Origin of the sequence: Thioalkalivibrio sp. ALE23, from assembly GCF_000378545.1 — a bacterium.
Taxonomy (GTDB): domain Bacteria; phylum Pseudomonadota; class Gammaproteobacteria; order Ectothiorhodospirales; family Ectothiorhodospiraceae; genus Thioalkalivibrio.
Map to the genome: position 1 here is coordinate 41733 of NZ_KB900036.1, position 20759 is coordinate 62491.

Here is a 20759-nt window from a genome sequence, read left to right on the forward strand (position 1 = left end):
TGGAGGGCGTCCGGTACCGTTTCCGGTCAGCCGAACAACCGTGTCAAGTCGTTGTAGAAGGCGAGGATCATCAATGCCGCGATCATCAGCAACCCGATCTGCTGGCCCACGATCTGGGTCTTTTCCGACACCGGGCTGCCCTTCACGGCCTCCACCGCGTAGTACAGCAGGTGCCCGCCATCGAGCATCGGGACAGGCAGCAGATTGATAATCCCCAGCGACACGCTGACGATCCCGAGAAAACCGAGGAAGGCGGAGATCCCGATGACCGCGGACGTGCCGGCAAACTCGGCTATGGTAACCGGTCCGCTGATATTTTTGACCGAGGCCTCGCCGGTCACCATGCGCCAGAGGATCCCGAGGGTCAGGGTCGTGACCTCCCAGGTCCGCACCGCACCGGAACCGACGGCCTCCACCGGCCCCTGGCGCACGATCACGCTCAGCTCGCGCATCGCCGGCTGATCCGGATCCACGCCGGCCCCGATCCGCCCGATGGTACCCTGTTCGGCCTCTACCGGCTCGGGGGTCAGCGTCACCTGTTGCCGCACCCCGTCGCGTTCCAGCGTGACGGACAGCTCGCTCCCGGCGCTGGCCCGGATACGCTCGACCCAGGCATTCCAGTCCGCGACGCCGTCGCCGTTCATCGCGACCACCCGGTCCCCGGGCTGCAGCCCGGCGCGATCGGCCGGCGAACCGGATTCGACCTGGCCGATCACGGGCTCCAGCTGCGGCCGGTACGGCGCCACGCCCAGGCGGTCGAGGAACTGTCCCTCGCCCAGCAGTTCGGCGCGGGTCGACAGATCCAGGCTGCGTTCGATCTCGCGACCGTCGGCATCGCGGACGATCAGCGGCACCGTATCACCCCGCACCGCGTGGTCAAGCAGCCGCAGGTTGGCCTGTTCCCAGTCCCCGACCTCGCGCCCGGCGATGCGCACGATCTCCTCGCCCCGCTCCAGGCCCGCTTCCGCGGCCGGCGATCCCGGGGTGATCTCGCCCACCACCGGGCGCACGCCGCCCACGCCGATCATGAACATCACCGCGAACACCGCGATCGCCAGCAGGAAGTTCGCCGCGGGGCCGGCGGACACCACGAACGTCCGCGCCCCCAGTCCCTGGCGATCGAACGCGCGGTGTTCCTCGTCCGCCGGCACCTCGCCCTCGCGACCGTCGAGCATCTTCACATAGCCGCCCAGAGGGATGGAGGCGATCGCGAATTCGGTCCGATCACGCCCGAAACGCCGCGACCACAACGGCCGGCCGAAGCCCACGGAAAAACGCAGGACCTTCACCCCCATCAGGCGGGCCGCCAGAAAATGGCCGTACTCGTGCACCGTGACGAGCACCCCGATCGCCACGACAAAGGCCAGCAGACTGGTCAGAAATCCCGTCACACCGCTTCACGCCTCCGCATGTCCAGCCAGTCCCGCGCGTGCGCTCTCGCCCGCGCGTCGGCACCCAGTACGACTTCCAGCGTCTCCGCGGGTTCCGGCTCTACCCCCTCGAGGGTCGCCTCGATCAGGGCCGGGATCGCATCAAAGGCCAGCTCGCCCGCGAGGAAGGCCTCAACCGCGATCTCGTTGGCGGCGTTCAGCACGGCGGTGGCCGTGCCCCCCTTCTCCAGCGCGCGCTGCGCCAGGCGCAAGGCCGGATAACGGGTCTCGCAGGGCTCGGAGAATTCCAGCGCCCCCATGCTGAGCAGGTCCAGCGCCTGTACACCGGAGGACATGCGTTCCGGCCACGCCAGCGCATGGGCGATCGGCGTGCGCATGTCAGGGTTGCCCATCTGCGCCAGCACCGAACCGTCTTCATACGCCACCATGGAGTGCACGATGCTCTGCGGATGCAGCACCACCTGGATGCTCGTCGGCGGCACCGCGAACAGCCAGCAGGCCTCGATCAGCTCGAGCCCCTTGTTCATCATCGTCGCCGAGTCGACCGAGATCTTGCGACCCATGTCCCAGTTGGGGTGGGCGCAGGCCTCGTCCGGGGTGATCTCGCCGAAGGTCTCCAGCGAGCGCTCGCGAAACGGCCCGCCGGAGGCCGTCAGCCAGATCCGGCTGGCCCCGTGCGGACTCACCGGATCGGCGCAGGTGTAACCATTGGGCAGGCACTGGAAGATCGCGTTGTGTTCCGAATCGATCGGCAGCAGCCGCGCGCCCGAGCGTCCGACCGCATCCATCAGCAACGCGCCCGACATCACCAGCGCTTCCTTGTTGGCCAGCAGCACCCGCTTGCCGTGCTCCGCCGCCGCCAGGGTCGGCAGCAGGCCCGCGGCGCCGACGATCGCCGCCATCACCGCATCCACCTCGGGCGCGCGACAGACCTCGACCAGCGCCTCCGCACCGCCGCGCACCTCGGTCTCGCAGCCGGCGGCGGCCAGGCGGTCGCGCAGGCTCTCCGCCGCCTCCGGCTCCACCATCACCGCCACCCGCGGGCGGTACTCCAGGCATTGCGCCTCCATCCGCTCGACATTGCGGTGCGCGGTCAGCGCATACAGCGAGAAGCGTTCCGGCTGCCGCGCCACCACGTCCAGGGTGCTGAGTCCGATGGAGCCGGTGGAGCCGAGGATGGTGATCTGTTGCTTGTTCATGGAATGCTCCCGGAGGTCGGGGCGTGATGCCCTGGAAACCATCAGGCGGCGGGTACCGGCCACAGCTGCAGCCAGTACAGCCCGCCCGCCAGCACTGGCGCCGCCGCAAGATGGCTGTCCACGCGATCCAGAATACCGCCGTGCCCCGGCAGCAAGGAACCGCTGTCCTTGGCCCCGGCACGGCGCTTGAGAATGCTTTCGAACAGATCGCCCACCACCGAGATCAGCCCCGTCACCATGGACAGCAGCACGAACGGGAGGGCATCCATCGGATCCAGATCGGCGGCCCCGGCCACGATCACCGCGAACACGAACACCAGGCCCATGCCCCCCATCAGGCCCTCGCGGGTCTTCCCGGGACTGATCTCGGGCGCCAGCGCGGTGCGGCCGAAGCGCCGACCCGCGAAATACGCCCCGGTATCCGCCAGCCCGATCAGTACGATCAGATAGACCACCAGCAGCGGCTCGATGCGATGCAGCGCGAGAATGGCGACCCCTGCCGCCATGACCATCAACAGGCCACTGACGCGCAGCAAGGGTCGCCAGAGCGACTCCGACGCGGTATCCGCGTGATAGAACGGCAGTGCAAAGGCCGCTGCCGCCCACAGCGCCACCCCGAGGATCACCCCCGTCAGCTCCAGGTGCGCACTGCCGGCCAGCGTCGGCAGTGCGATCCCGGCCATCACCAGGGCGGTCCAGGGAACCAGCATTGCGCCCCCCCGGAGCTGTGCCAGAACGCCCCATTCCCAGGCCGCCAGGCCCAGGGTCGCGGCGACCAGGATCAGCACCGCCCACGCCGGGCCCCAGGCAATCAGCGCCAGTGCCGGCAATCCCAGGGCACTGGCCGTAATCACTCGCTGTTTAAGCATCCGCCTCGGCCTCGCCCTGCGCGGCAGGAACACCGCCGAACCGACGCTGACGTCCGGCGTACCACTCGAGCGCGGCGGAAAAGTCATCCCGAGCCATTTCCGGCCACAGGGTATCGACAAAAAGCAGTTCGGCGTACGCCGCCTGCCATAGCAGAAAGTTGCTGATCCGCCGCTCGCCGCCGGTCCGGATCAGCAGATCCACGTCGGGCAGGCCCGCGGTACTGAGGTAGCGTTCCAGACCGATCTCGTCGTCACTGCGCGCGCCGTCACCCTGCTCGCGCGCCCAGCGCAGCGCCGCCTGCTGCATGTCCCAGCGCCCGCCGTAACCCAGCGCGATCACCAGTTCCAGCCCCCGGTTATCAGCGGTCCGGCGCTCGGCTTCCTGCATGCGTTGCTGCAGCTCCTCGGGGAAACGCGCGCGCTCGCCGATGAAGCGCAGTTTCACGCCGCGCTCCAGCAGTTCCGGGAGTTCGCCCTCGATGGCGGAGACAAAAAGCTCGAACAGGGCCTCCACTTCTTCCCGCGGACGGCGCCAGTTCTCGCTGCTGAAGGCAAACAGGGTCAGCGCGGTGACCCCGCGCTCGCCGAAATAGCGGACCGCCTCCCGGGTCGCGCCGAGGCCTTCACGGTGCCCGGCGGCCCGGGGCTGGCCACGCGCCTCGGCCCAGCGGCCGTTGCCGTCCATGATCACTGCCACATGGGCGGGCAGCACGGCTTCGGCACTCATGTTCGGGTGCGGATCCGGCATGATCGGAGGCCGTCAGACCTCCATCAGCTCGTTTTCCTTGTCGGCGAGCATCTTGTCGATGCGCGCGATGTGATCATCCGTCAGTTTCTGGATCTCGTCCTGAGCGCGCTTTTCGTCGTCCTCGGAGATCGCCTTGTCCTTCACCTGCTGCTTGAAGGTATTGTTGGCGTCACGCCGGATGTTGCGCACGGCCACGCGCGCCCCTTCGGCCTCCGACTTGACCACCTTGACCAGTTCGCGCCGCCGTTCCTCGGTCAGCGCCGGCAGCGGCACGCGGATGACCATGCCCTGGGACGACGGGTTGAGCCCCAGATCGGAAGTCATGATCGCCTTTTCGATCTTGCCGATCATGTCCTTCTCGTAGGGCTGCACCGCCAGCGTGCGGGCATCCTCGGCATTCACGTTGGCCACCTGGTTGATCGGCACCTCGGTGCCGTAATACTCCACGTGCACGTGATCCAGAAGGCTGGGGTGCGCGCGCCCGGTGCGAATCTTGCCCAGTTCCGTGCGCAGCGATTCCAGCGTCTTGTCCATGCGCTCGCGCGCATCCTTGATCGTCGCATCTGTCATTGCCTGGACCCCTCGACCAGGGTTCCCACCGCCTCGCCCATCACCAGGCGCTGCAGGTCCCCCTTCGCAAACATGTTCATGACTCGTATCGGCAGCTCGTTGTCGCGGCACATCACCAGTGCGGTGGTGTCCATCACGCCCAGACGGCGCTCCAGTGCGTCGTCGTAGGTGAGCTTGTCGAAACGCCGTGCGTCCGTCTGTGTGAACGGATCCGCGTCGTACACCCCGTCCACCTTGGTGGCCTTGATCATCAGATCGGCATTGATCTCGATCGCCCGCAGACTGGCCGCGGAATCGGTGGTGAAGAACGGGTTCCCGGTGCCGGCGGCAAATACCACTACCCGGCCCTTTTCAAGGTGCCGCACGGCGCGCCGACGGATGTAATCCTCGCAGACCTGGTTGATGCGGATGGCCGACATCACCCGGCAGAAACGCCCGGCCCGCTCGATCGCGTCCTGCAGCGCCAGGGCATTGATCACCGTGGCCAGCATGCCCATGTGGTCGCCGGTCACGCGGTCCACGCCGCCTTCGGCCAGCCCGGCGCCACGAAAGATATTGCCGCCCCCGATGACGATACCCACCTCGACCCCGCGCCGCGAGAGTTCGCAGACCTCTTCGGCCACCTGCGACAGCACCGCCGGATCGACACCGTAATGATGTTCCCCCAGCAGGGCCTCCCCGCTCAGCTTCAGCAGGATGCGTCGGTAGGCGGGCTGCGTGTCCTGGCTCATCGGGTTCCTTTTCTCGGGCTGGCTGACGGGATCGGAGTGGTATTAATCCTGAAATGCTGCTTGTTACGGGCAGGCCGGACCCCGCAGGATCCGGCCCGGCCGGCTCAGGCCCCGCGAGCCTGCGCCATCACTTCCTCGGCGAAGTTCTCGCTCTTCTTCTCGATACCTTCGCCCACTTCGTAGCGCACGAAGCCGGTGACCTTTGCGCCCTTCTCCTTGAGCAGGTCGCCCACGGTCTGGTCCGGGTTCATCACGAACGCCTGACCCACCAGGGTGATCTCGCCGAGGTACTTGCGGATGCGCCCTTCGATCATCTTCTCGATGATGTTCTCCGGCTTGCCGGATTCCTCGGCCTGGGCCTTGAACATCGCGCGTTCCTTGTCGAGCATCTCGGTCGGGACTTCGTCCTCGTCCACGCACACCGGCTGCTGGGCCGCGATGTGCATGGCGATGTGCTTCGCCAGCTCGTCGTCGGCCTGGTCCAGGGCCACCAGCACGCCGATGCGCGCGCCATGCTGGTAGGCGCCCAGCGAACCCTCGGCGTTGAGGCGCTCGAAACGGCGGACCTGCACGTTCTCGCCGACCTTGGCCACCAGCTGGGTGCGATGCTCTTCCAGCTTCTCGCCCTCGACTTCTTCGTTCATCAGGCCATCCACGTCGGTGGCCTCGGTGTTCAGCGCGGTCTGCGCGCAGCGCGTGGCGAACGCACGGAAGTTGTCGTCGTTGCCGACGAAGTCGGTCTCGCAGTTGACCTCCACGATCACCGCGCGGTTGCCCTCGCTGACGATCTCCACGCGACCTTCGGCGGCCACGCGGTCGGCCTTCTTGTCGGCCTTGGCCATGCCCGACTTGCGCATGGCTTCCACGGCGGCCTCGAGATCACCGTCCACCTCGGTGAGGGCCTTCTTGCATTCCATCATGCCTGCGCCGGTACGTTCGCGCAGTTCCTTAACCTGGGCAGCACTGATTGCCATCGGAATCAACTCCTGAAGAATTCTTGCGGGGCCGGCCGCGCGGATCGCGGCCGGCCGGTTTCATCAAGCCTGGTCGGCGGCCGAAGCCTCGGCACCTTCGGCCGTTTCGGCCTGGCCGAACGCCTCTTCGCCGGCGGCGGTAGTCATCGTGCCCTTGGCCTCGACGATGGTGTCGGCGATCGCGGCAACGTACAGCTGGATCGCGCGCATCGCGTCATCGTTGCCCGGGATCACGTAGTCCACGCCGTCCGGCGGGTTGTTGGAGTCGACCACGGCGACCACCGGGATACCGCGCTTCTTCGCCTCATTGACCGCGATGCGCTCGTAACCGACGTCGATCACGAACATGGCATCCGGCATGCGGTTCATGTCCTTGATGCCGCCCAGGCTGCGATCGAGCTTGTCCTTCTCGCGACGGCGGGAAAGCGCCTCGCGCTTGTTCAGCACGTCGAAGGAGCCGTCGGTGTCCATGGTCTCGAGATCCTTGAGACGCTTGATCGACTGCTTCACGGTGCTGAAGTTGGTCAGCATGCCGCCCAGCCAGCGGTGGGTCACGTGCGGCATGCCGGCGCGGCGGGCTTCCTCGGCGACCACGTCGCGCGCGGAGCGCTTGGTGCCGACGAACATGATCTGGCCACCGTCGGCCGCGACCTTGCCGAGGAAGTTCAACGCGTCGTTGAACATCGGCAGGGTCTTTTCCAGGTTGATGATATGGATCTTGTTACGCTCGCCGAAGATGTACGGCGCCATCTTGGGATGCCAGTAACGGGTCTGGTGGCCGAAATGGACGCCGGCCTCCAGCATCTGACGCATGGTCACGAGGGACATGAGTGTTCTCCTGTTGTACGGGTTGGGCCTCCACGCATCCCGGCCTGAAACCGGCCCGCTCGCGCGAACCAGCACCCGACAGACCGTGTCGATACGTGTGTGGATTAAGGTTGCAAGTCTCCGCTCAATTGCCAGCGAAGCGCGCGCTTTATAGCATAGAACGCTTATTCGAACCAAGCACGCGCGGCCCGTCATGCCGCGTCCGGAGACCCCATGTCCGTCACCATCAAGACCCCGGAAGAAATCGAGTACATGCGCGTGGCGGGCCGCCTGGCCGCCAAAGTGCTGGAGATGATCGAGCCCCATGTCGTTCCCGGCGTCACCACCGGCGAGCTCGACCGGATCTGCCATGACTACATCGTCAACGAGCAGCAGGCCACGCCCGCACCGCTGAACTACCGCGGGTTCCCCAAATCGGTGTGCACCTCGGTCAACCACGTGGTCTGCCACGGGATTCCCGGGGATCGCACACTCAAGAACGGCGATATCGTCAACATCGACGTCACCGTGATCAAGGACGGGTTCCACGGCGACACCAGCCGCATGTTCACCGTCGGCAAGCCGAGCATCCAGGCGCAGCGGGTGATCGACGTCGCCCGCACCGGGATGTACCTGGGCATCCAGCAGGTGCGCCCCGGCGCGACCCTGGGCGACATCGGCCACGCGATCCAGACCTACGCCGAGAAGCAGCGCTGCTCGGTGGTGCGCGAGTTCTGCGGCCACGGCATCGGGCGCGGCTTCCACGAGGATCCGCAGGTGCTGCACTACGGCAAGCCCGGGACCGGGATGGTGCTGGAGCCCGGCATGTGCTTCACCATCGAACCCATGGTCAACGCCGGCAAGCGCCACACCAAAATACTGGCCGACGGCTGGACCGCGGTCACCAAGGACCGCAGCCCCTCGGCCCAGTGGGAACACACCCTGCTGGTGACCGACGACGGCTACGAGATCCTGACCCTGCGCAAGGATGAGACCCCGCCGCAGGAAGCGGCGGCCTGACATCCGTCCCGACACCGCCCCGGAGGCGCGCATGGCCAACACGGAACCTGCCCTGACTGACAGCAGCGCGGACTACCAGGAGCTCAGCCGCCACCCCGGTGACATCGCGCGGTTCCGCGAATATCGCCGGGGGATCGTGGAACAGCAGTACCGGGGCTTCCATGACGGGGTGGCGATCGAGGATCTGATCTTCGGCCACGCATGCCGGATCGACGACCTCCTGCGCCTGATCTGGGCCCAGTTCGGCCTCGCCGCCGACCCGAACCTGTGTCTGGTGGCGGTCGGCGGCTACGGCCGGGGCGAACTGCATCCGGCCTCCGACATCGACATCCAGATCCTGGTGACGGGCGAACATGACGCCACGCGCTCCGAACGCATCGGCGAGTTCGTCACCTTCCTCTGGGACATCGGCATCGAGGTCGGCCACAGCGTACGCAGCATCGAGGACTGCACCCGCGAGGCCCGCGACGACATCACGGTGGTCACCAACCTGATCGAATCGCGCTATTTGAGCGGCAGCCTGACCCTTTTCAACGACTTTCGCGCCGCGATCGAAGCCGATCGCGTATGGGATTCACGCAGCTTCTATGCCGCCAAGCTGGCCGAACAGCAGGCCCGCCATCGCCGCTTCGGCGAAACCGCCTATCGTCTGGAACCCAACGTCAAGGAAGGCCCCGGCGGACTGCGCGACATCCAGATGATCGGCTGGGTAACCAAGCGCCACTTCGGCGCGGAACGGATCGAGGAGCTGGTCTCGCTCGGCTTTCTGCGCGAGGGCGAGTTCCGGGAAATGGTGGAGGGACAGAACTTCCTCTGGCGGGTGCGCTTTGCCCTGCACATGCTCACCGGCCGGCGCGAGGACCGCCTGCTGTTCGACCTGCAGCGTCAGCTCGCCAGCACCTTCGGCTTCGTCGACCAGAACCACAACCGGGCGGTCGAGCAGTTCATGCAGCGCTACTTCCGCACGATCAACGACCTGGAACGCCTGAACGAACTGCTGCTGCAGCATTTCAACGAGGCGATCCTGGATGACCCGGAGCAGCTCCAGCAGCCCGAACGCATCCATCCCCGCTTTCAGGTCCGCGGCGGCTATCTGGAGGTCGCCCACGACCAGGTCTTCATGATCTACCCGCCGGCCCTGCTGGAAGTCTTCCGTATCCTCCAGCAGCACCCGGAGATCCAGGGCATCCGCGCCTCCACGGTGCGCCTGATCCGCGCCCACCGGCACCTGATTGACGGCCACTTCCGCCGCAACCGCCTCAACCGCGAGCTGTTCATGGCGATCCTGCGCGCCCCGCGCGGCATCACCAGCCAGCTGCGACGGATGAACCGCTACGGCGTGCTGGGCAACTACCTGCCCGCCTTCGGCCGCATCATCGGGCGCATGCAGTACGACCTGTTCCACGTCTACACGGTCGACGAACACACCCTGCACGTGGTGCGCAACGCCCGCCGCCTGGCGCTGCCCGAGTTCGCCCACGAACACCCGCTGGCCAGCGAGATCCACGCCGGCCTGGAACGCCCCGAACGCCTGGTCCTGGCCGCGCTGTTCCACGACATCGCCAAGGGCCGCGGCGGCGATCACTCGGAGCTGGGCGCACAGGACGCGCTGCACTTCTGCCAGCAGCACGGGCTGTCGGACGAGGACGCCGCGCTGGTCGCCTGGCTGGTGCGCTCGCACCTGCTGATGTCCCTGACCGCCCAGCGCCGCGACATCTCCGACCCCGACGTGGTGATGGAATTCGCCCGCGAGGTGCGCTCGCCGGAGCGCCTCGATTTCCTCTATCTGCTGACCATCGCCGACATCCGCGGAACCAACCCGGAGATGTGGAACAGCTGGAAGGATTCTCTGCTGCAGACGCTGTACCACGCTACGCGCAACGTCCTCGACCGCGGGCTCGACCGGCCGCCGGACATGGAGGAACAGATCCGCCAGACCCGCCGCGAGACCCTGGAACTGCTGGCGCCGCAGGGCATTGGCGGGGAAGATGCTGCGGTGCTGTGGGGCCGCCTGGACGACGAATACTTCCTGCGCCATTCGCCCGACGAGATCGCCTGGCACACCCAGGCCCTGCTGAACAACGACCTCGAGGACCTGCCCCTGGTGCTGGTGCGCCCGCGCACCTCGCGCGGCAGCACCGAGGTCTTCGTCTATGCCGAGGACCACCCGCGCCTGTTCGCGCGGACCACCGCCGCCCTCGCCCAGCTGGGGCTGGACATCGTCGACGCCCGCATCATCAGTACCGCCGACGGTCACACCCTGGACACCTTCCTGGTGCTGGAGAACGCCGGGCAGACCGTCGAATCCGGCTACCGCACCCAGGAGATCTGCGCGACCCTCAACCGGGCGCTGCGCGAAGGCGCGGGCGGCGCAGCCCCGGTGCAGCGCCAGCTGCCGCGGCGGCTGAAGCATTTCGACGTCGACACCCGGGTGGAATTCGAGGAAGGTTCGCCGGGCGGTGCCACGCGCATGCGCATCCGCGCGCTGGACCGCCCGGGCCTGCTGTCCACCGTCGGCCATGTGCTGGCCGAACACGACACCGACATCCGAACCGCGCGCATCGCCACCGCCGGGGAACAGGTCGAGGACAGCTTCACCCTCACCGGCAGCGACCGCCGGCCGCTCACTGCGGCCGAACGCGAGCGCCTGCGCACGGCCCTGCTGGAAGCTATCCGGGAGTCGGAGCCCCCGGGTCCGAATGCGGGCCCGAATGCAGCGGACGCGGGACCGGCATGACCTCCGCCTCCGCGGCGCCCGGCTCGCCCGCCTCGCCCAGCAGGCGCGACTCGAAATCCGTCAGCACGCTGAACTCCACCCGCCGCGAGGCCTCGCGGTCCTCGCGTCCGCGCTCATCCAGCACCCGGCGCGAGGACGACATGCCGACCGCCGCGACGCGCTCGCGGAACCAGTCCTCGCCGCGCACGCGCTCCAGCCCCCAGGCGTATTCCAGCACCGAACGCGTGCGCCGCTGGCTCAGGTCCATGTTGGCGAAGTAGGCCTCGCGCGCGTCCTCCGCCCCGGCCCATTCGCTGGACGTATGGCCCTCGATGCGCACCTCGCGGATGACCCCGGCGAACGGCCGCAGGCGCTCGGCGTAGCGCGGCATGAAATCCTCCAGGATGGCCTCGAAGCGCGGCCGGATCGCCGCCGAACTCTGCTCGAACAGCACCTCCGGCTCGCGGAAGCTGAGCGTCAGATCCTCGCGGTCCAGCTCCGCGTTCCAGCGCTCCAGGTCCTCCTCGAATTCGTCCAGCAACGCGGCGTGGATCGCATCGCGCAGTGCCAGCGCCTCGCTGCGGGTCTCTTCGTGGGCCGCATGCGAGCGTTCCACCTGCACCATGTGCAGCACCGCGATGAACAGGAAGATCATCATCAGCGCGGCCATCAGGTCGGCCACCGCCAGCCATTGCGAACCCTGCTCGGAAGGCGTTTCCCCCGCAGCCCGCACCCGCCGGGCAAACAGCCGCCGCAGGATCACGAGCGCCCCCCGGCAGCCGCCATGCTGCGCCCTTCGGTCGCGGACCAGCGCGCCTGCGCGGCCTGTCCCGCCTCGATCGCGTTCTCCAGGCTCTCCAGCATGCCCTCCAGACGCGCGTCCATCGCCGGGAAGGCCTCGGTCGCACGATCCCGCAGCGCCGCGATGGATCCCAGCAGGGCCTCCAGCTCCACCGTCTCGCGGCGCAGGCTGGACAGCGTCGCATCCTGGTCCTCCACGTGCCGGGTGATGCGGAAGGCCTGATCGGTCAGCTTCTCCAGACTGGCACCGGAGTGCTCCATGCCCTCGCGCGCCTGGTCGAACGCCCGCCGCAGTTCCTCCATCTGGTCGCGGTACTGCCCCTGCCACTCCAGCAGGCGGCCCACCGATGCATCGAGCCGGCGGAAGTTCTCGCCGAACTGCTCGCCCAGGCGCGTGTTGAAGTCCCGGATCACCTGCTCCAGCGCCGCCACCAGATGGCCGCTGCTCATCTCGCTCATGCGCTCCGCCAGTCCGTCCAGTGCCTCCAGGGTCTCGCGATGCTGACGCTGCTGACGCTCTTCCAGACCGCGGTCCATGGCCTCCAGCCGCTGCGCCACCGCCTGCATCGCATCGCGCTGTTCGCGCAGCAGATCCGGCACCAGGGCCGGGTCCTGCGGCAACCCGTTGCCACCCGCGGCGCCCGCGCCCCCGGCCGCGTCCGGCTCATCCGCGGCGGCGGGCTCGGGCCGCAGCACCTGCAGCAGGCGCAACAGGGCCGCCAGCGCAATGCCGACGATACTGGTGACGAAGGCCAGCTTCAGCCCTTCCAGCAGCGCCGGCACCGAGGCCTCGACCCGCGCCGCATCGAAGTCCAGCAACCCGATCGCCACCCCGAGGAAGGTCCCGAGGATCCCCAGCGTGGTCAGCAGTGCCGGGGCCGCCGCCTGCAGCCGCGTCATCCGGCCCAGCGCCATGCCCGCCAGCGCCAGGCCGGCGAGGACCAGCAGGCCGAGGGAAAACGCTCCGATCACGGTCATCGGCGTCAGCGCCTCCAGCGTCCCCAGCAGGGCGCTCGCCAGTCCGTTCAACCACTGTGTCATGCTTGCTCCTGTCCGGGTGTCGGCGCCCGGGAAACGCCCGCGGCGCCATGGCCATGCCGACTCCCCGGATCAGGAAGCAATATCAGGGCCACCCGTCGCAGGCCCCGCGCGCACGGACGTCGTCTCGACAAACGTCGACCTTCCGACACCGTCGGAGGCGCCCGCGGCTCCATCCCGAGCCCGCACCGTCAACAATCCGTCATGCCGTGGGACGCCGATCGCCGGCGGACGGCAAAGCGCCGCCAGAAACGCTACCCTGAGGGACTGATTTGCCCCGGGAGGGCCCGATGCCAGGCCGCACCAACCTGCCCCTGATCCTGACCATGGTCCTGCTGCTCGGGAGCATGGCCGCCGCACTCCCCGCAACCGCGCAGACGGCGGAGGGCCCCGCGGCGGATGCCGAACCCGTGACCCTGGGCATCCTTCCGTTCGCCAGTCCCAAGAGCCTGTTTCAGCGCTATGCACCGTTGCGGGACTGGCTGTCGCAGACCCTCGACCGCGAAGTGCGCATCGAGACCGCACGCAATTTCGAAACCTTCCTCGGGCGAACCGATGCGGGCCGTTACGATCTGGTGCTCACCGGGTCCCACCTGGCCCGGCGCGCCCGCACGCACGGCGACTACCGCCCGCTGGTCGCGGCCACCCACCGCCTCTCCGCGCGGATCGTGACGCCGATCGATTCCCCGATCGACTCGGTACAGGACCTGGCCGGGCACACCATCGCCGCCCCGCCGCGCCTGAGCATGGGCACCGTGGCCGTGCGTTATCTGCTGGATCTGCCACTGGCGGACAATCCGCCGGAGTACCTCTATTATTCCCATCACGAGACCGCCCTGGATGCGCTGCAGCGCGGGCTTGCGGATGCTGCGATCATGGTGGTGGATGACGAGGCGGGTTCCACACGTCCTGAAACGCGTGACCCGGACCGGGAACGCCTGATCTCCCTGCGGGACGGTCAGCTGGTGCGCATGCTGATGCGCACGCCGCGTTTCCCGGGTGCGGTCATCCTGGCGCGCGAGGACCGCCTGCCGGCCACCGTTGACCTGGCCGGACAGCTGACCGCGCTGAGCGACACGCCGGAGGGGCGCGAGCGCCTGGGGCGCATCGGCCATCGGGGCTTTGAAGCCTTCGACACGGACGCCATCCCGGACATGATGCCGCTGCCGGATCCGGGCTTTGTCCTTCCCGACAGCGACGACCCGGCGGTTACGGACCACTGAATCCGCCACCACTCGAACCACAACGGGGGACACCATGGACAGCATGCTCGACGACACCGGAAAACTGATCCTGCGCCTCGCGCTGGGGGTCCTCATCCTGCTGCACGGGATCGACAAGATCCTCGGCGGGATCGGCGGCATCGAATCCATGGTCGTGGACGCCGGCCTGCCCGCGTTCGTGGCCTGGGGCGTCTACATCGGCGAAGTCCTGGCCCCGGTGCTGGTGATCCTCGGGCTGTATTCGCGCATCGGCGCGGTGCTGATCGCGATCAACATGGTGGTCGCCATCGCCCTGGCCCATGCCCACGAACTGACCGACCTGACCGCCCACGGCGGCTGGGCCCTGGAACTGCAGGGCATGTTCCTGTTCGCGGCGGTCGCCCTGGCGCTGACCGGCCCCGGGCGCTACTCGGTCAACCGGAGCTGAGACCTCTTGGCGGGCGGCCTGCTCTGCACGCGTGATCGGGCATGATGCCATGCGCCTGAATTTCGCCGCGCAGATCGCCATCGGCACGGTCGCCATCCAGGCCGTGATGGTCATCGTGCTGATGGCCAGCGGAACCTCGCTTATCCGCGACAACCAGGCCGAGGTGCTGGAACGCTTCGCCGACCAGCAGGGCCGTCTGCTGAGTTCGGCCGTCGGGCCCGGTCTGGCCTACGCCGACCCCGGCATGCTGCAGGAGCTGCTGGACGACCTGGAGCAGGACACGACCCTGCGCTACGCGGTGGTCGAAGACGCGGACGGCCGACGCATGGCCGAGGTGGGTTCGGTGCCCGCCAGCCTTCCCGAACACGACGGCCTGCACCAGCAACCCGGCACCCTGGAAATGGGCATCCCGGTGGATCTGGCCGGGCAGCACCTCGGGACGATCCACGTCGAGTACTCCACCGACGACATCGACGCCCTCGCCACCGACCTGCTGCACCGCAACATCGCCCTGGCCCTGGGCGTGCTGGCCCTGTCCATGGCCGCGGGGACCCTCTTCGCGCTGATCGTGACCCGCCGGCTGCGGCTGCTCAACCTGGGCGGCCAGGCCCTGCAGCGCAGCAATCTCGAATATCGCCTGAAGGTCACCTCCAACGACGAATTCGGCGATCTCGCCCGCACGTTCAACAACGTCGCCGCCCACCTGGAAAACACCCAGAGCGAGATCCAGCAGCAGAACCTCCGGCTCAACCGTTCAATGGCGCGCCTGGAGTCCATGCTGGGCGGCGCCGACGCCATCCTGTGGGAATCGCACCCGGAGACCGGATACTGGGAATTCGTCGCCGGCGACACCCGCGAACTGCTGGGCTACCCGGTCGAGCGCCTGGCCCGGCCCGGGCTGCGGGTCCGCCGCATCCATCCGGAGGACCTGCCCCGCGTCCGGGAGGCCACGCGCGACCCCGCGGAACGGCCGCGGCCGGTGGACTACCGCTTCCGCCACCGCGACGGCCACTGGATGTGGCTGCGCGACATCCTGTCCTGGGCGGCCGACGACCGCGGCGAGCCGGTACTGCGCGGCCTGACCCTCAACATCACCGCCCATCGCCAGGCCGCCGACGCCCTGCACGAGACCGAGTCGCGCTACGAGGAGGTCGTCAACAACATCTCGGAGGTGATCTTCCGCACCGACGCCGAGGGCCGCTGGACCCTGCTCAACCCCGCCTGGGAGAAGCTGACCGGCTTCAGCGTGGACGAGAGCCTCGGCCGCAGCCTGTGCGAATTCGTGGCCACCGAGCACCAAGCGGAGGCCGACCAGGTCTGCCGCACCCTGATGCAGGGCGAGCAGGACCGCGACTTTGCCGAAGAGATCCGCCTGCGCACCCGCGAAGGCAATGCCCGCTGGGTCAGCGTGTTCGCCAGCACCCGGCGCGACGAACGTGGTCGCGTGATCGCGCTGTTCGGCACCATCATGGACATCAGTGACCGCAAGCGGGCCGAAGAAGAAGTGCGGCGCCTCGCCTTCTTCGACAACCTCACCCACCTGCCGAACCGCACGCTGCTGCACGACCGTCTGCGTCAGTCCCTGGCGCATGCGCACCGGACCGGCCTGCACGGCGCGGCACTGTTCCTCGACCTCGACAACTTCAAGGACATCAACGACACCCTCGGCCACGCGGTGGGCGACGAACTGCTGCAGCAGGTCGCCGCCCGCCTGAGCACCATCACCCGCGAGGCCGACACGCTGGCGCGCCTGGGCGGCGACGAATTCGTCCTCGTGCTCAACGACCTCAACGCCGACCAGGATCGCGCCGCCACCCAGGCCGAGGCGGTAGGGCGCAAGCTGATCGAGCTGATGCGCGAGCCGTTCCCGATCGGCGGTCAGGATCGCCACGTGAGCCCCAGCATCGGCGCGACCCTGTTCAGCGGCGACCACCTCGGCGTGCAGGAAGTGCTCAAGCAGGCGGACCTGGCGATGTACCGGGCCAAGAACGCCGGGCGCAACACCGTGCGCTTCTACGACCCCGAGCTGCACCGCGCGGTGGAAGCCCGTTTCCAGCTCGAGACCGAGCTGCGCGAGGCCCTGCGCAGAGACGAGTTCGAGGTCCACTGCCAGCTGCAGGTCAACAGCGACGACCGTCCGGTCGGGGCCGAACTGCTGCTGCGCTGGGCGCACCCGGAACGCGGCTGGGTCTCGCCGGGCGAATTCATCCCGGTCGCGGAGCAGACCGGGCTGATCGTACCCATCGGCCAGCGCGTCCTGGAGGAGGCCTGCCGGCGGCTGGCGCAGTGGAAACACGACCCCGCCCTGCGCGACCTGACCCTGTCGGTGAACGTGAGCGCGCGCCAGTTCCGCCACGGTACGTTCGTCGCCGAACTCGCCGGCCTGCTGGAGGCCACCGGCGCGCCGGGCCACCGGCTGAAGCTCGAGATCACCGAGAGCATGCTGCTGGAAGACATCGATCACGCGATCGACAACATGCAGCGGCTGCGCGAACTGGGCATCGGCTTCGCCCTGGACGACTTCGGCACCGGCTACTCGTCGCTGGCCTATCTCAAGCAACTGCCGCTGTCCCAGCTCAAGATCGACCAGTCCTTCGTGCGCGACGTCCTCGACGACCCCAATGACGCCGCCATCGCCGAGATGGTGGTCAACCTCGCCCACACCCTCCGCCTGGACGTGATCGCCGAAGGCGTGGAGACCGAAGACCAGCGCGCGTTCCTGATGCACCTGGGCTGCTGGCACTTCCAGGGCTTTCTGTACGGCCGTCCCGCAACCATCGAAACCGTCGAGGCCCTCGCCGGCACCGGCGAGCCGCTGGCCCCGGCCTCCGGCGAAAACGATTCGTAAAAATCGAACAATCAATCGCCAAAATGGCGATTTTCATTCGGCTGGTCAGGATCTAACCTTGGGGAAATATCCCGCAAGAAAGGACCCGCCATGACCACCCGAGTACTCGTGCTGTACTACTCCACCTGGGGCCACATCGAGCAGATGGCCGAAGCCGAGGCGCGTGGCGCCCGCGAGGTGGCCGACACCGAGGTCACGATCAAGCGCGTGCCCGAACTGATGCCCGAGGATGTCGCCCGCAATGCCGGCGCCCGGCTCGACCAGCCGGCCGGGATCGCCCGCCCCGAGGAGCTGGCCGACTACGACGCCATCATCATCGGCACACCCACCCGCTACGGCCGCATGGCCGCCCAGATGGCGAACTTCCTGGATCAGACCGGCTCGCTGTGGTTCAACGACCGCCTGGTGGGCAAGATCGGCAGCGTGTTCGGCTCCACCGCCAGCCAGCACGGCGGCCAGGAGACCACCCTGGTCTCCACCATCGTGAACCTGATGCACTTCGGCATGACCATCGTCGGCCTGCCGTACACCGAAAAGCGCCTGCTGGAAATGGGCCAGATCAGCGGCGGGACGCCCTACGGCGCCACCACCCTGGCCGACGGCGACGGCAGCCGCCAGCCCACCGAGGCCGAACTCGGCATGGCCGAATCCCAGGGCCGCCACGTCGCCGAAGTCGCCCGCGCCCAGAAACTGGGCCAGTCCGCCGGCTGACCCCCCTCTGGCCGACCCGGCACCAGAACCCGGCCCGGCCCGTAGGAGGCCAGCCCCCTGGCCGACCCAGCACCAGACCCGGCCCGACCCAGCCCGTAGGAGGCCAGCCCCCTGGCCGATCAAGCCCCGACCACCCACCAGGTCCGGATCGGCCGGAGGGCCGGCCTCCTACCGGGGCCGGGGTCGACCTGCAGGAGGCCACCCCCCTGGCCGACCCGGCACCAGACCCGGCCCGGCCCGTAGGAGGCCAGCCCCCTGGCCGATTGGGCCCCGACAACCCACCAGGCCCGAATCGGCCGGAGGGCCGGCCTCCTACACCACGCGGCTGTATTTCACCGGGGCGGCCTCCGGCCGGTCCAGCCAGGCATCGAAGGCCATGGCCACGTTGCGCAGCAGCATGCGCCCGCGCGGGAGCACGTCGAGCTCGCGCTCGCCCACGCGCACCAGTTCGTCCTGTTCCATCGCCGCCAGCCGCTCCAGCTCGGCGGAGAAATAGTCGCGAAAATCAATCCCGTGGCGGGCCTCCACCCGGCCGAAATCCAGATGCGAATGACACATGATGTCAGTGATCACCTCGCGCCGCAGACGGTCGTCATCCGACAGCACGATGCCGCGGAACACCGGCAGGCGCCCGGCATCCAGTCGCGCGTAATAGCGATCCAGCTCGCGCACGTTCTGACTGTAGGTATCGCCGATACGCCCGATCGCGGTCGGCCCCATCGCCACCAGGTCGCAGTCGGCACGCGTGGAGTAGCCCTGGAAATTGCGCTGCAGCGTGCCGGCGCGCTGGGCGCGGGCCAGCTCGTCGTCCGGCAGGGCAAAATGATCCATGCCGATGTACACATAACCGGCATCGGTCAGCATGCCGATGGTCGTCTCCAGGATCGCCAGCTTCTCCGCGGCCGAGGGCAGCTCGTCCTCGTTGATCTGGCGCTGCACCTTGAAGCGCTCCGGAAGATGCGCGTAGTTGTAGATCGCCAGCCGTTCCGGCCGCAGCTCGAGGGTTTGCTCCAGGGTCCGCCGCGTGGTCTCCACCGTCTGCTTCGGCAGCCCGTAGATCAGGTCCACATTGGTGGAGCCGAAGCCGCAGGCCCGCGCCTGTTCGATCGCCCCGGCGGTCACCTCGAATGGCTGGACGCGGTTGACCGCCTGCTGCACGTCCGGATCGAAGTCCTGCACCCCCAGGCTGATGCGGTTGAAACCGCGCTCGGCCAGCAGCGGCAACGTGCCTTCGCGCAGCGCCCGCGGGTCGATCTCGATGGAGAACTCGCGCTCCGGCCCGTCCGAGAGGTTGAAGTTGCGACCCAGCGAATCCATCACCCGGTCCAGGTCGGCATCGCTCAGATAGGTGGGCGTGCCACCACCGAAATGCAGCTGTTCCACCGGGCGCTCCGGGTGGAACAGCCTCCCCTGCAGCGCAATTTCCTGATCCAGATAATCCAGATAGCTGCGCGCGCGCTCGTAATTGCCGGTCACCACCTTGTTGCAGGCGCAGTAGAAACACACCGTGTCGCAGAACGGCACGTGCACATACAGCGACAGCGGACGCGTGACGCCATCGGCCTGCGAACGCTCGGCCTGCACCGCATAGGTGGTATCGTCGAAACCCTCGTGGAACTGCGGCGCGGTGGGATAGGACGTGTAGCGCGGGCCACTGACGTCGTAGCGTTGCAGCATCTCGCGGTCGAAGATCAGGCTCTGTTCCATCGGGGACTCCTGTGGGCGGACCAGCCCATGATACCCCCGGGCCGCACCCCGGGGCTTGAGGCAGGTCACCCAACCCGCCTTATGCTAGCCTCTGCGCGCACATCCGGCCCGGCCCCGAGAAACCATGTCACCCGACGAATACTGCGAAGAAAAAGCCGCAAAAAGCGGCTCCTCGTTCTACTACGCCTTCCGCTTCCTCGAAGACGACCGCCGTCGCGCGATCACCGCGCTGTACGCCTTCTGCCGCGAGGTGGACGACGTGGTCGACGAAACCAGCGAGGAGGCCGTGGCCCGCGCCAAGCTGGACTGGTGGCGCGGCGAGATCGAACGGCTGTACGACGGCGACCCGCAGCACCCCATCACCCGCGCGCTGCAGCCGCATCTGGCCCCCTTTGACCTGGGCCGCGAGTACTTCGACGAGATCATCGACGGCATGCAGATGGATCTCGACTACGACAGCTACCCCGATTTCACCACGCTGTCGCTGTACTGCTACCGCGTGGCCAGCGTGGTCGGCATCCTCTCCGCGCACATCTTCGGCTTCACCGAGCGCGGCACGCTCAAGTACGCCCACGACCTCGGCATGGCCCTGCAGCTGACCAACATCCTGCGCGACGTGCACGAGGACGCGATGCGCGGGCGGGTGTACATCCCGATGGACGAACTGCAGAAACACGGCGTGCGCCCGGAGGAGTTCCAGCGCAACCTCACCGACGACCGCCACCGCGCGCTGTTCGCGGAGCAGGCCGAACGCGCCCGGCGCTATTACGACAAGGCCGAAGCCGAACTGCCGGCCGCGGACCGCTACGCCCAGCGCCCGGGCCTGATCATGGCCGCGATCTACCGCCGCCTGCTGGACGAGATCGCCGATGACGGCTACCGCGTGCTGGAACACCGGGTGCACCTGACCCCGCTGCGCAAGCTGTGGATCGCCTGGCGCACCTACCGCCGCCTGCGCCGCGAACGCCGGCGCGGCTGA

At 67.9% G+C, this 20759-nt stretch carries 18 protein-coding genes; 7 read left to right on the forward strand and 11 right to left on the reverse strand.

The annotated features are described in order from the left end of the window. Window positions 1-26: 26 nt before the first annotated feature. From rseP to rpsB, 8 genes are all read right to left on the reverse strand, one after another. The gene (rseP, locus tag F573_RS0112070) at window positions 27-1391 is read right to left on the reverse strand and encodes an RIP metalloprotease RseP (RefSeq protein WP_019022793.1); all 1365 of its coding nucleotides are present in this window, start codon (window positions 1389-1391) and stop codon (window positions 27-29) included. Beyond that, window positions 1388-2590 carry a 1-deoxy-D-xylulose-5-phosphate reductoisomerase gene (gene ispC / locus F573_RS0112075; RefSeq protein ID WP_019022794.1) on the reverse strand — a complete coding sequence of 401 codons (1203 nt, stop codon included), beginning with the start codon at window positions 2588-2590 and terminating at the stop codon, window positions 1388-1390. The genes rseP and ispC overlap by 4 nt, the downstream gene beginning before the upstream one ends. 41 nt (window positions 2591-2631) lie before the next feature. Beyond that, entirely contained in the window at window positions 2632-3459 is an 828-nt protein-coding gene (locus F573_RS0112080; RefSeq protein ID WP_026300907.1) for a phosphatidate cytidylyltransferase, read from the reverse strand. Then, window positions 3452-4207: a polyprenyl diphosphate synthase gene (uppS, locus tag F573_RS0112085; RefSeq protein ID WP_019022796.1), complete on the reverse strand. Its 756-nt coding sequence runs from the start codon at window positions 4205-4207 to the stop codon at window positions 3452-3454. Before uppS ends, F573_RS0112080 begins: the two co-directional genes overlap by 8 nt. A 12-nt stretch (window positions 4208-4219) precedes the next feature. Beyond that, window positions 4220-4777: a ribosome recycling factor gene (gene frr / locus F573_RS0112090; RefSeq protein ID WP_018870730.1), complete on the reverse strand. Its 558-nt coding sequence runs from the start codon at window positions 4775-4777 to the stop codon at window positions 4220-4222. Further along, entirely contained in the window at window positions 4774-5508 is a 735-nt protein-coding gene (pyrH, locus tag F573_RS0112095) for a UMP kinase (protein WP_018870731.1), read from the reverse strand. Before pyrH ends, frr begins: the two co-directional genes overlap by 4 nt. A 104-nt stretch (window positions 5509-5612) precedes the next feature. Further along, window positions 5613-6482, reverse strand: coding sequence for a translation elongation factor Ts (gene tsf / locus F573_RS0112100; RefSeq protein ID WP_019022797.1), 870 nt, complete (start codon window positions 6480-6482; stop codon window positions 5613-5615). Window positions 6483-6545: 63 nt separating this feature from the next. Further along, on the reverse strand, window positions 6546-7310 hold the full coding sequence (gene rpsB, locus F573_RS0112105; protein ID WP_019022798.1) for a 30S ribosomal protein S2: 765 nt from the start codon (window positions 7308-7310) through the stop codon (window positions 6546-6548). A gap of 213 nt (window positions 7311-7523) precedes the next feature. Here rpsB and map point away from each other — a divergent pair, with 213 nt between their 5' ends. Next, window positions 7524-8309: a type I methionyl aminopeptidase gene (gene map / locus F573_RS0112110; RefSeq protein ID WP_019022799.1), complete on the forward strand. Its 786-nt coding sequence runs from the start codon at window positions 7524-7526 to the stop codon at window positions 8307-8309. Between the two features lie 31 nt (window positions 8310-8340). Further along, entirely contained in the window at window positions 8341-11046 is a 2706-nt protein-coding gene (glnD, locus tag F573_RS0112115; protein WP_019022800.1) for a [protein-PII] uridylyltransferase, read from the forward strand. Here glnD and F573_RS0112120 read toward each other — a convergent pair. After that, a complete protein-coding gene (locus F573_RS0112120; protein WP_019022801.1) occupies window positions 10979-11788 on the reverse strand; it encodes an OmpA family protein in 810 nt (269 codons plus the stop codon). The two genes, glnD and F573_RS0112120, sit on opposite strands and share 68 nt — an antisense overlap. After that, window positions 11785-12867, reverse strand: a complete 1083-nt coding sequence (locus tag F573_RS0112125) for a hypothetical protein (protein ID WP_019022802.1) — start codon at window positions 12865-12867, stop codon at window positions 11785-11787. Before F573_RS0112125 ends, F573_RS0112120 begins: the two co-directional genes overlap by 4 nt. Before the next feature lie 287 nt (window positions 12868-13154). Here F573_RS0112125 and F573_RS0112130 point away from each other — a divergent pair, with 287 nt between their 5' ends. The 4 genes from F573_RS0112130 (at window position 13155) to wrbA (ending at window position 18073) form a co-directional block, all read left to right on the forward strand. Next, complete coding sequence (locus tag F573_RS0112130) at window positions 13155-14087, forward strand: phosphate/phosphite/phosphonate ABC transporter substrate-binding protein (protein ID WP_019022803.1); 933 nt, start codon at window positions 13155-13157, stop codon at window positions 14085-14087. A 34-nt stretch (window positions 14088-14121) separates the two neighbouring features. Then, entirely contained in the window at window positions 14122-14514 is a 393-nt protein-coding gene (locus F573_RS0112135) for a DoxX family protein (RefSeq protein ID WP_018870739.1), read from the forward strand. Window positions 14515-14563: 49 nt separating this feature from the next. Continuing rightward, complete coding sequence (locus F573_RS0112140) at window positions 14564-17362, forward strand: EAL domain-containing protein (protein ID WP_019022804.1); 2799 nt, start codon at window positions 14564-14566, stop codon at window positions 17360-17362. Between the two features lie 90 nt (window positions 17363-17452). Next, window positions 17453-18073, forward strand: coding sequence for an NAD(P)H:quinone oxidoreductase (wrbA, locus tag F573_RS0112145; RefSeq protein WP_019022805.1), 621 nt, complete (start codon window positions 17453-17455; stop codon window positions 18071-18073). Between the two features lie 312 nt (window positions 18074-18385). Here the strand turns inward: wrbA and hemN are convergent, their stop codons facing one another. Beyond that, window positions 18386-19780: an oxygen-independent coproporphyrinogen III oxidase gene (gene hemN, locus F573_RS0112150; RefSeq protein ID WP_019022806.1), complete on the reverse strand. Its 1395-nt coding sequence runs from the start codon at window positions 19778-19780 to the stop codon at window positions 18386-18388. A gap of 124 nt (window positions 19781-19904) precedes the next feature. Here hemN and hpnD point away from each other — a divergent pair, with 124 nt between their 5' ends. Then, on the forward strand, window positions 19905-20759 hold the full coding sequence (gene hpnD / locus F573_RS0112155; RefSeq protein WP_018870743.1) for a presqualene diphosphate synthase HpnD: 855 nt from the start codon (window positions 19905-19907) through the stop codon (window positions 20757-20759).

What these genes read in the sequence shown, in the direction of transcription:
- F573_RS0112135 (WP_018870739.1), top strand. Translation starts at nt 14,122, where the DNA reads ATGGACAGCATGCTCGACGACACCGGAAAACTGATCCTGCGCCTCGCG.
- hpnD (WP_018870743.1), top strand. Translation starts at nt 19,905, where the DNA reads ATGTCACCCGACGAATACTGCGAAGAAAAAGCCGCAAAAAGCGGCTCC.
- hemN (WP_019022806.1), bottom strand. Translation starts at nt 19,780, where the DNA reads ATGGAACAGAGCCTGATCTTCGACCGCGAGATGCTGCAACGCTACGAC.
- F573_RS0112130 (WP_019022803.1), top strand. Translation starts at nt 13,155, where the DNA reads ATGCCAGGCCGCACCAACCTGCCCCTGATCCTGACCATGGTCCTGCTG.
- ispC (WP_019022794.1), bottom strand. Translation starts at nt 2,590, where the DNA reads ATGAACAAGCAACAGATCACCATCCTCGGCTCCACCGGCTCCATCGGA.
- uppS (WP_019022796.1), bottom strand. Translation starts at nt 4,207, where the DNA reads ATGCCGGATCCGCACCCGAACATGAGTGCCGAAGCCGTGCTGCCCGCC.
- rpsB (WP_019022798.1), bottom strand. Translation starts at nt 7,310, where the DNA reads ATGTCCCTCGTGACCATGCGTCAGATGCTGGAGGCCGGCGTCCATTTC.
- wrbA (WP_019022805.1), top strand. Translation starts at nt 17,453, where the DNA reads ATGACCACCCGAGTACTCGTGCTGTACTACTCCACCTGGGGCCACATC.
- F573_RS0112125 (WP_019022802.1), bottom strand. Translation starts at nt 12,867, where the DNA reads ATGACACAGTGGTTGAACGGACTGGCGAGCGCCCTGCTGGGGACGCTG.
- F573_RS0112140 (WP_019022804.1), top strand. Translation starts at nt 14,564, where the DNA reads ATGCGCCTGAATTTCGCCGCGCAGATCGCCATCGGCACGGTCGCCATC.
- glnD (WP_019022800.1), top strand. Translation starts at nt 8,341, where the DNA reads ATGGCCAACACGGAACCTGCCCTGACTGACAGCAGCGCGGACTACCAG.
- map (WP_019022799.1), top strand. Translation starts at nt 7,524, where the DNA reads ATGTCCGTCACCATCAAGACCCCGGAAGAAATCGAGTACATGCGCGTG.
- F573_RS0112080 (WP_026300907.1), bottom strand. Translation starts at nt 3,459, where the DNA reads ATGCTTAAACAGCGAGTGATTACGGCCAGTGCCCTGGGATTGCCGGCA.
- frr (WP_018870730.1), bottom strand. Translation starts at nt 4,777, where the DNA reads ATGACAGATGCGACGATCAAGGATGCGCGCGAGCGCATGGACAAGACG.
- pyrH (WP_018870731.1), bottom strand. Translation starts at nt 5,508, where the DNA reads ATGAGCCAGGACACGCAGCCCGCCTACCGACGCATCCTGCTGAAGCTG.
- tsf (WP_019022797.1), bottom strand. Translation starts at nt 6,482, where the DNA reads ATGGCAATCAGTGCTGCCCAGGTTAAGGAACTGCGCGAACGTACCGGC.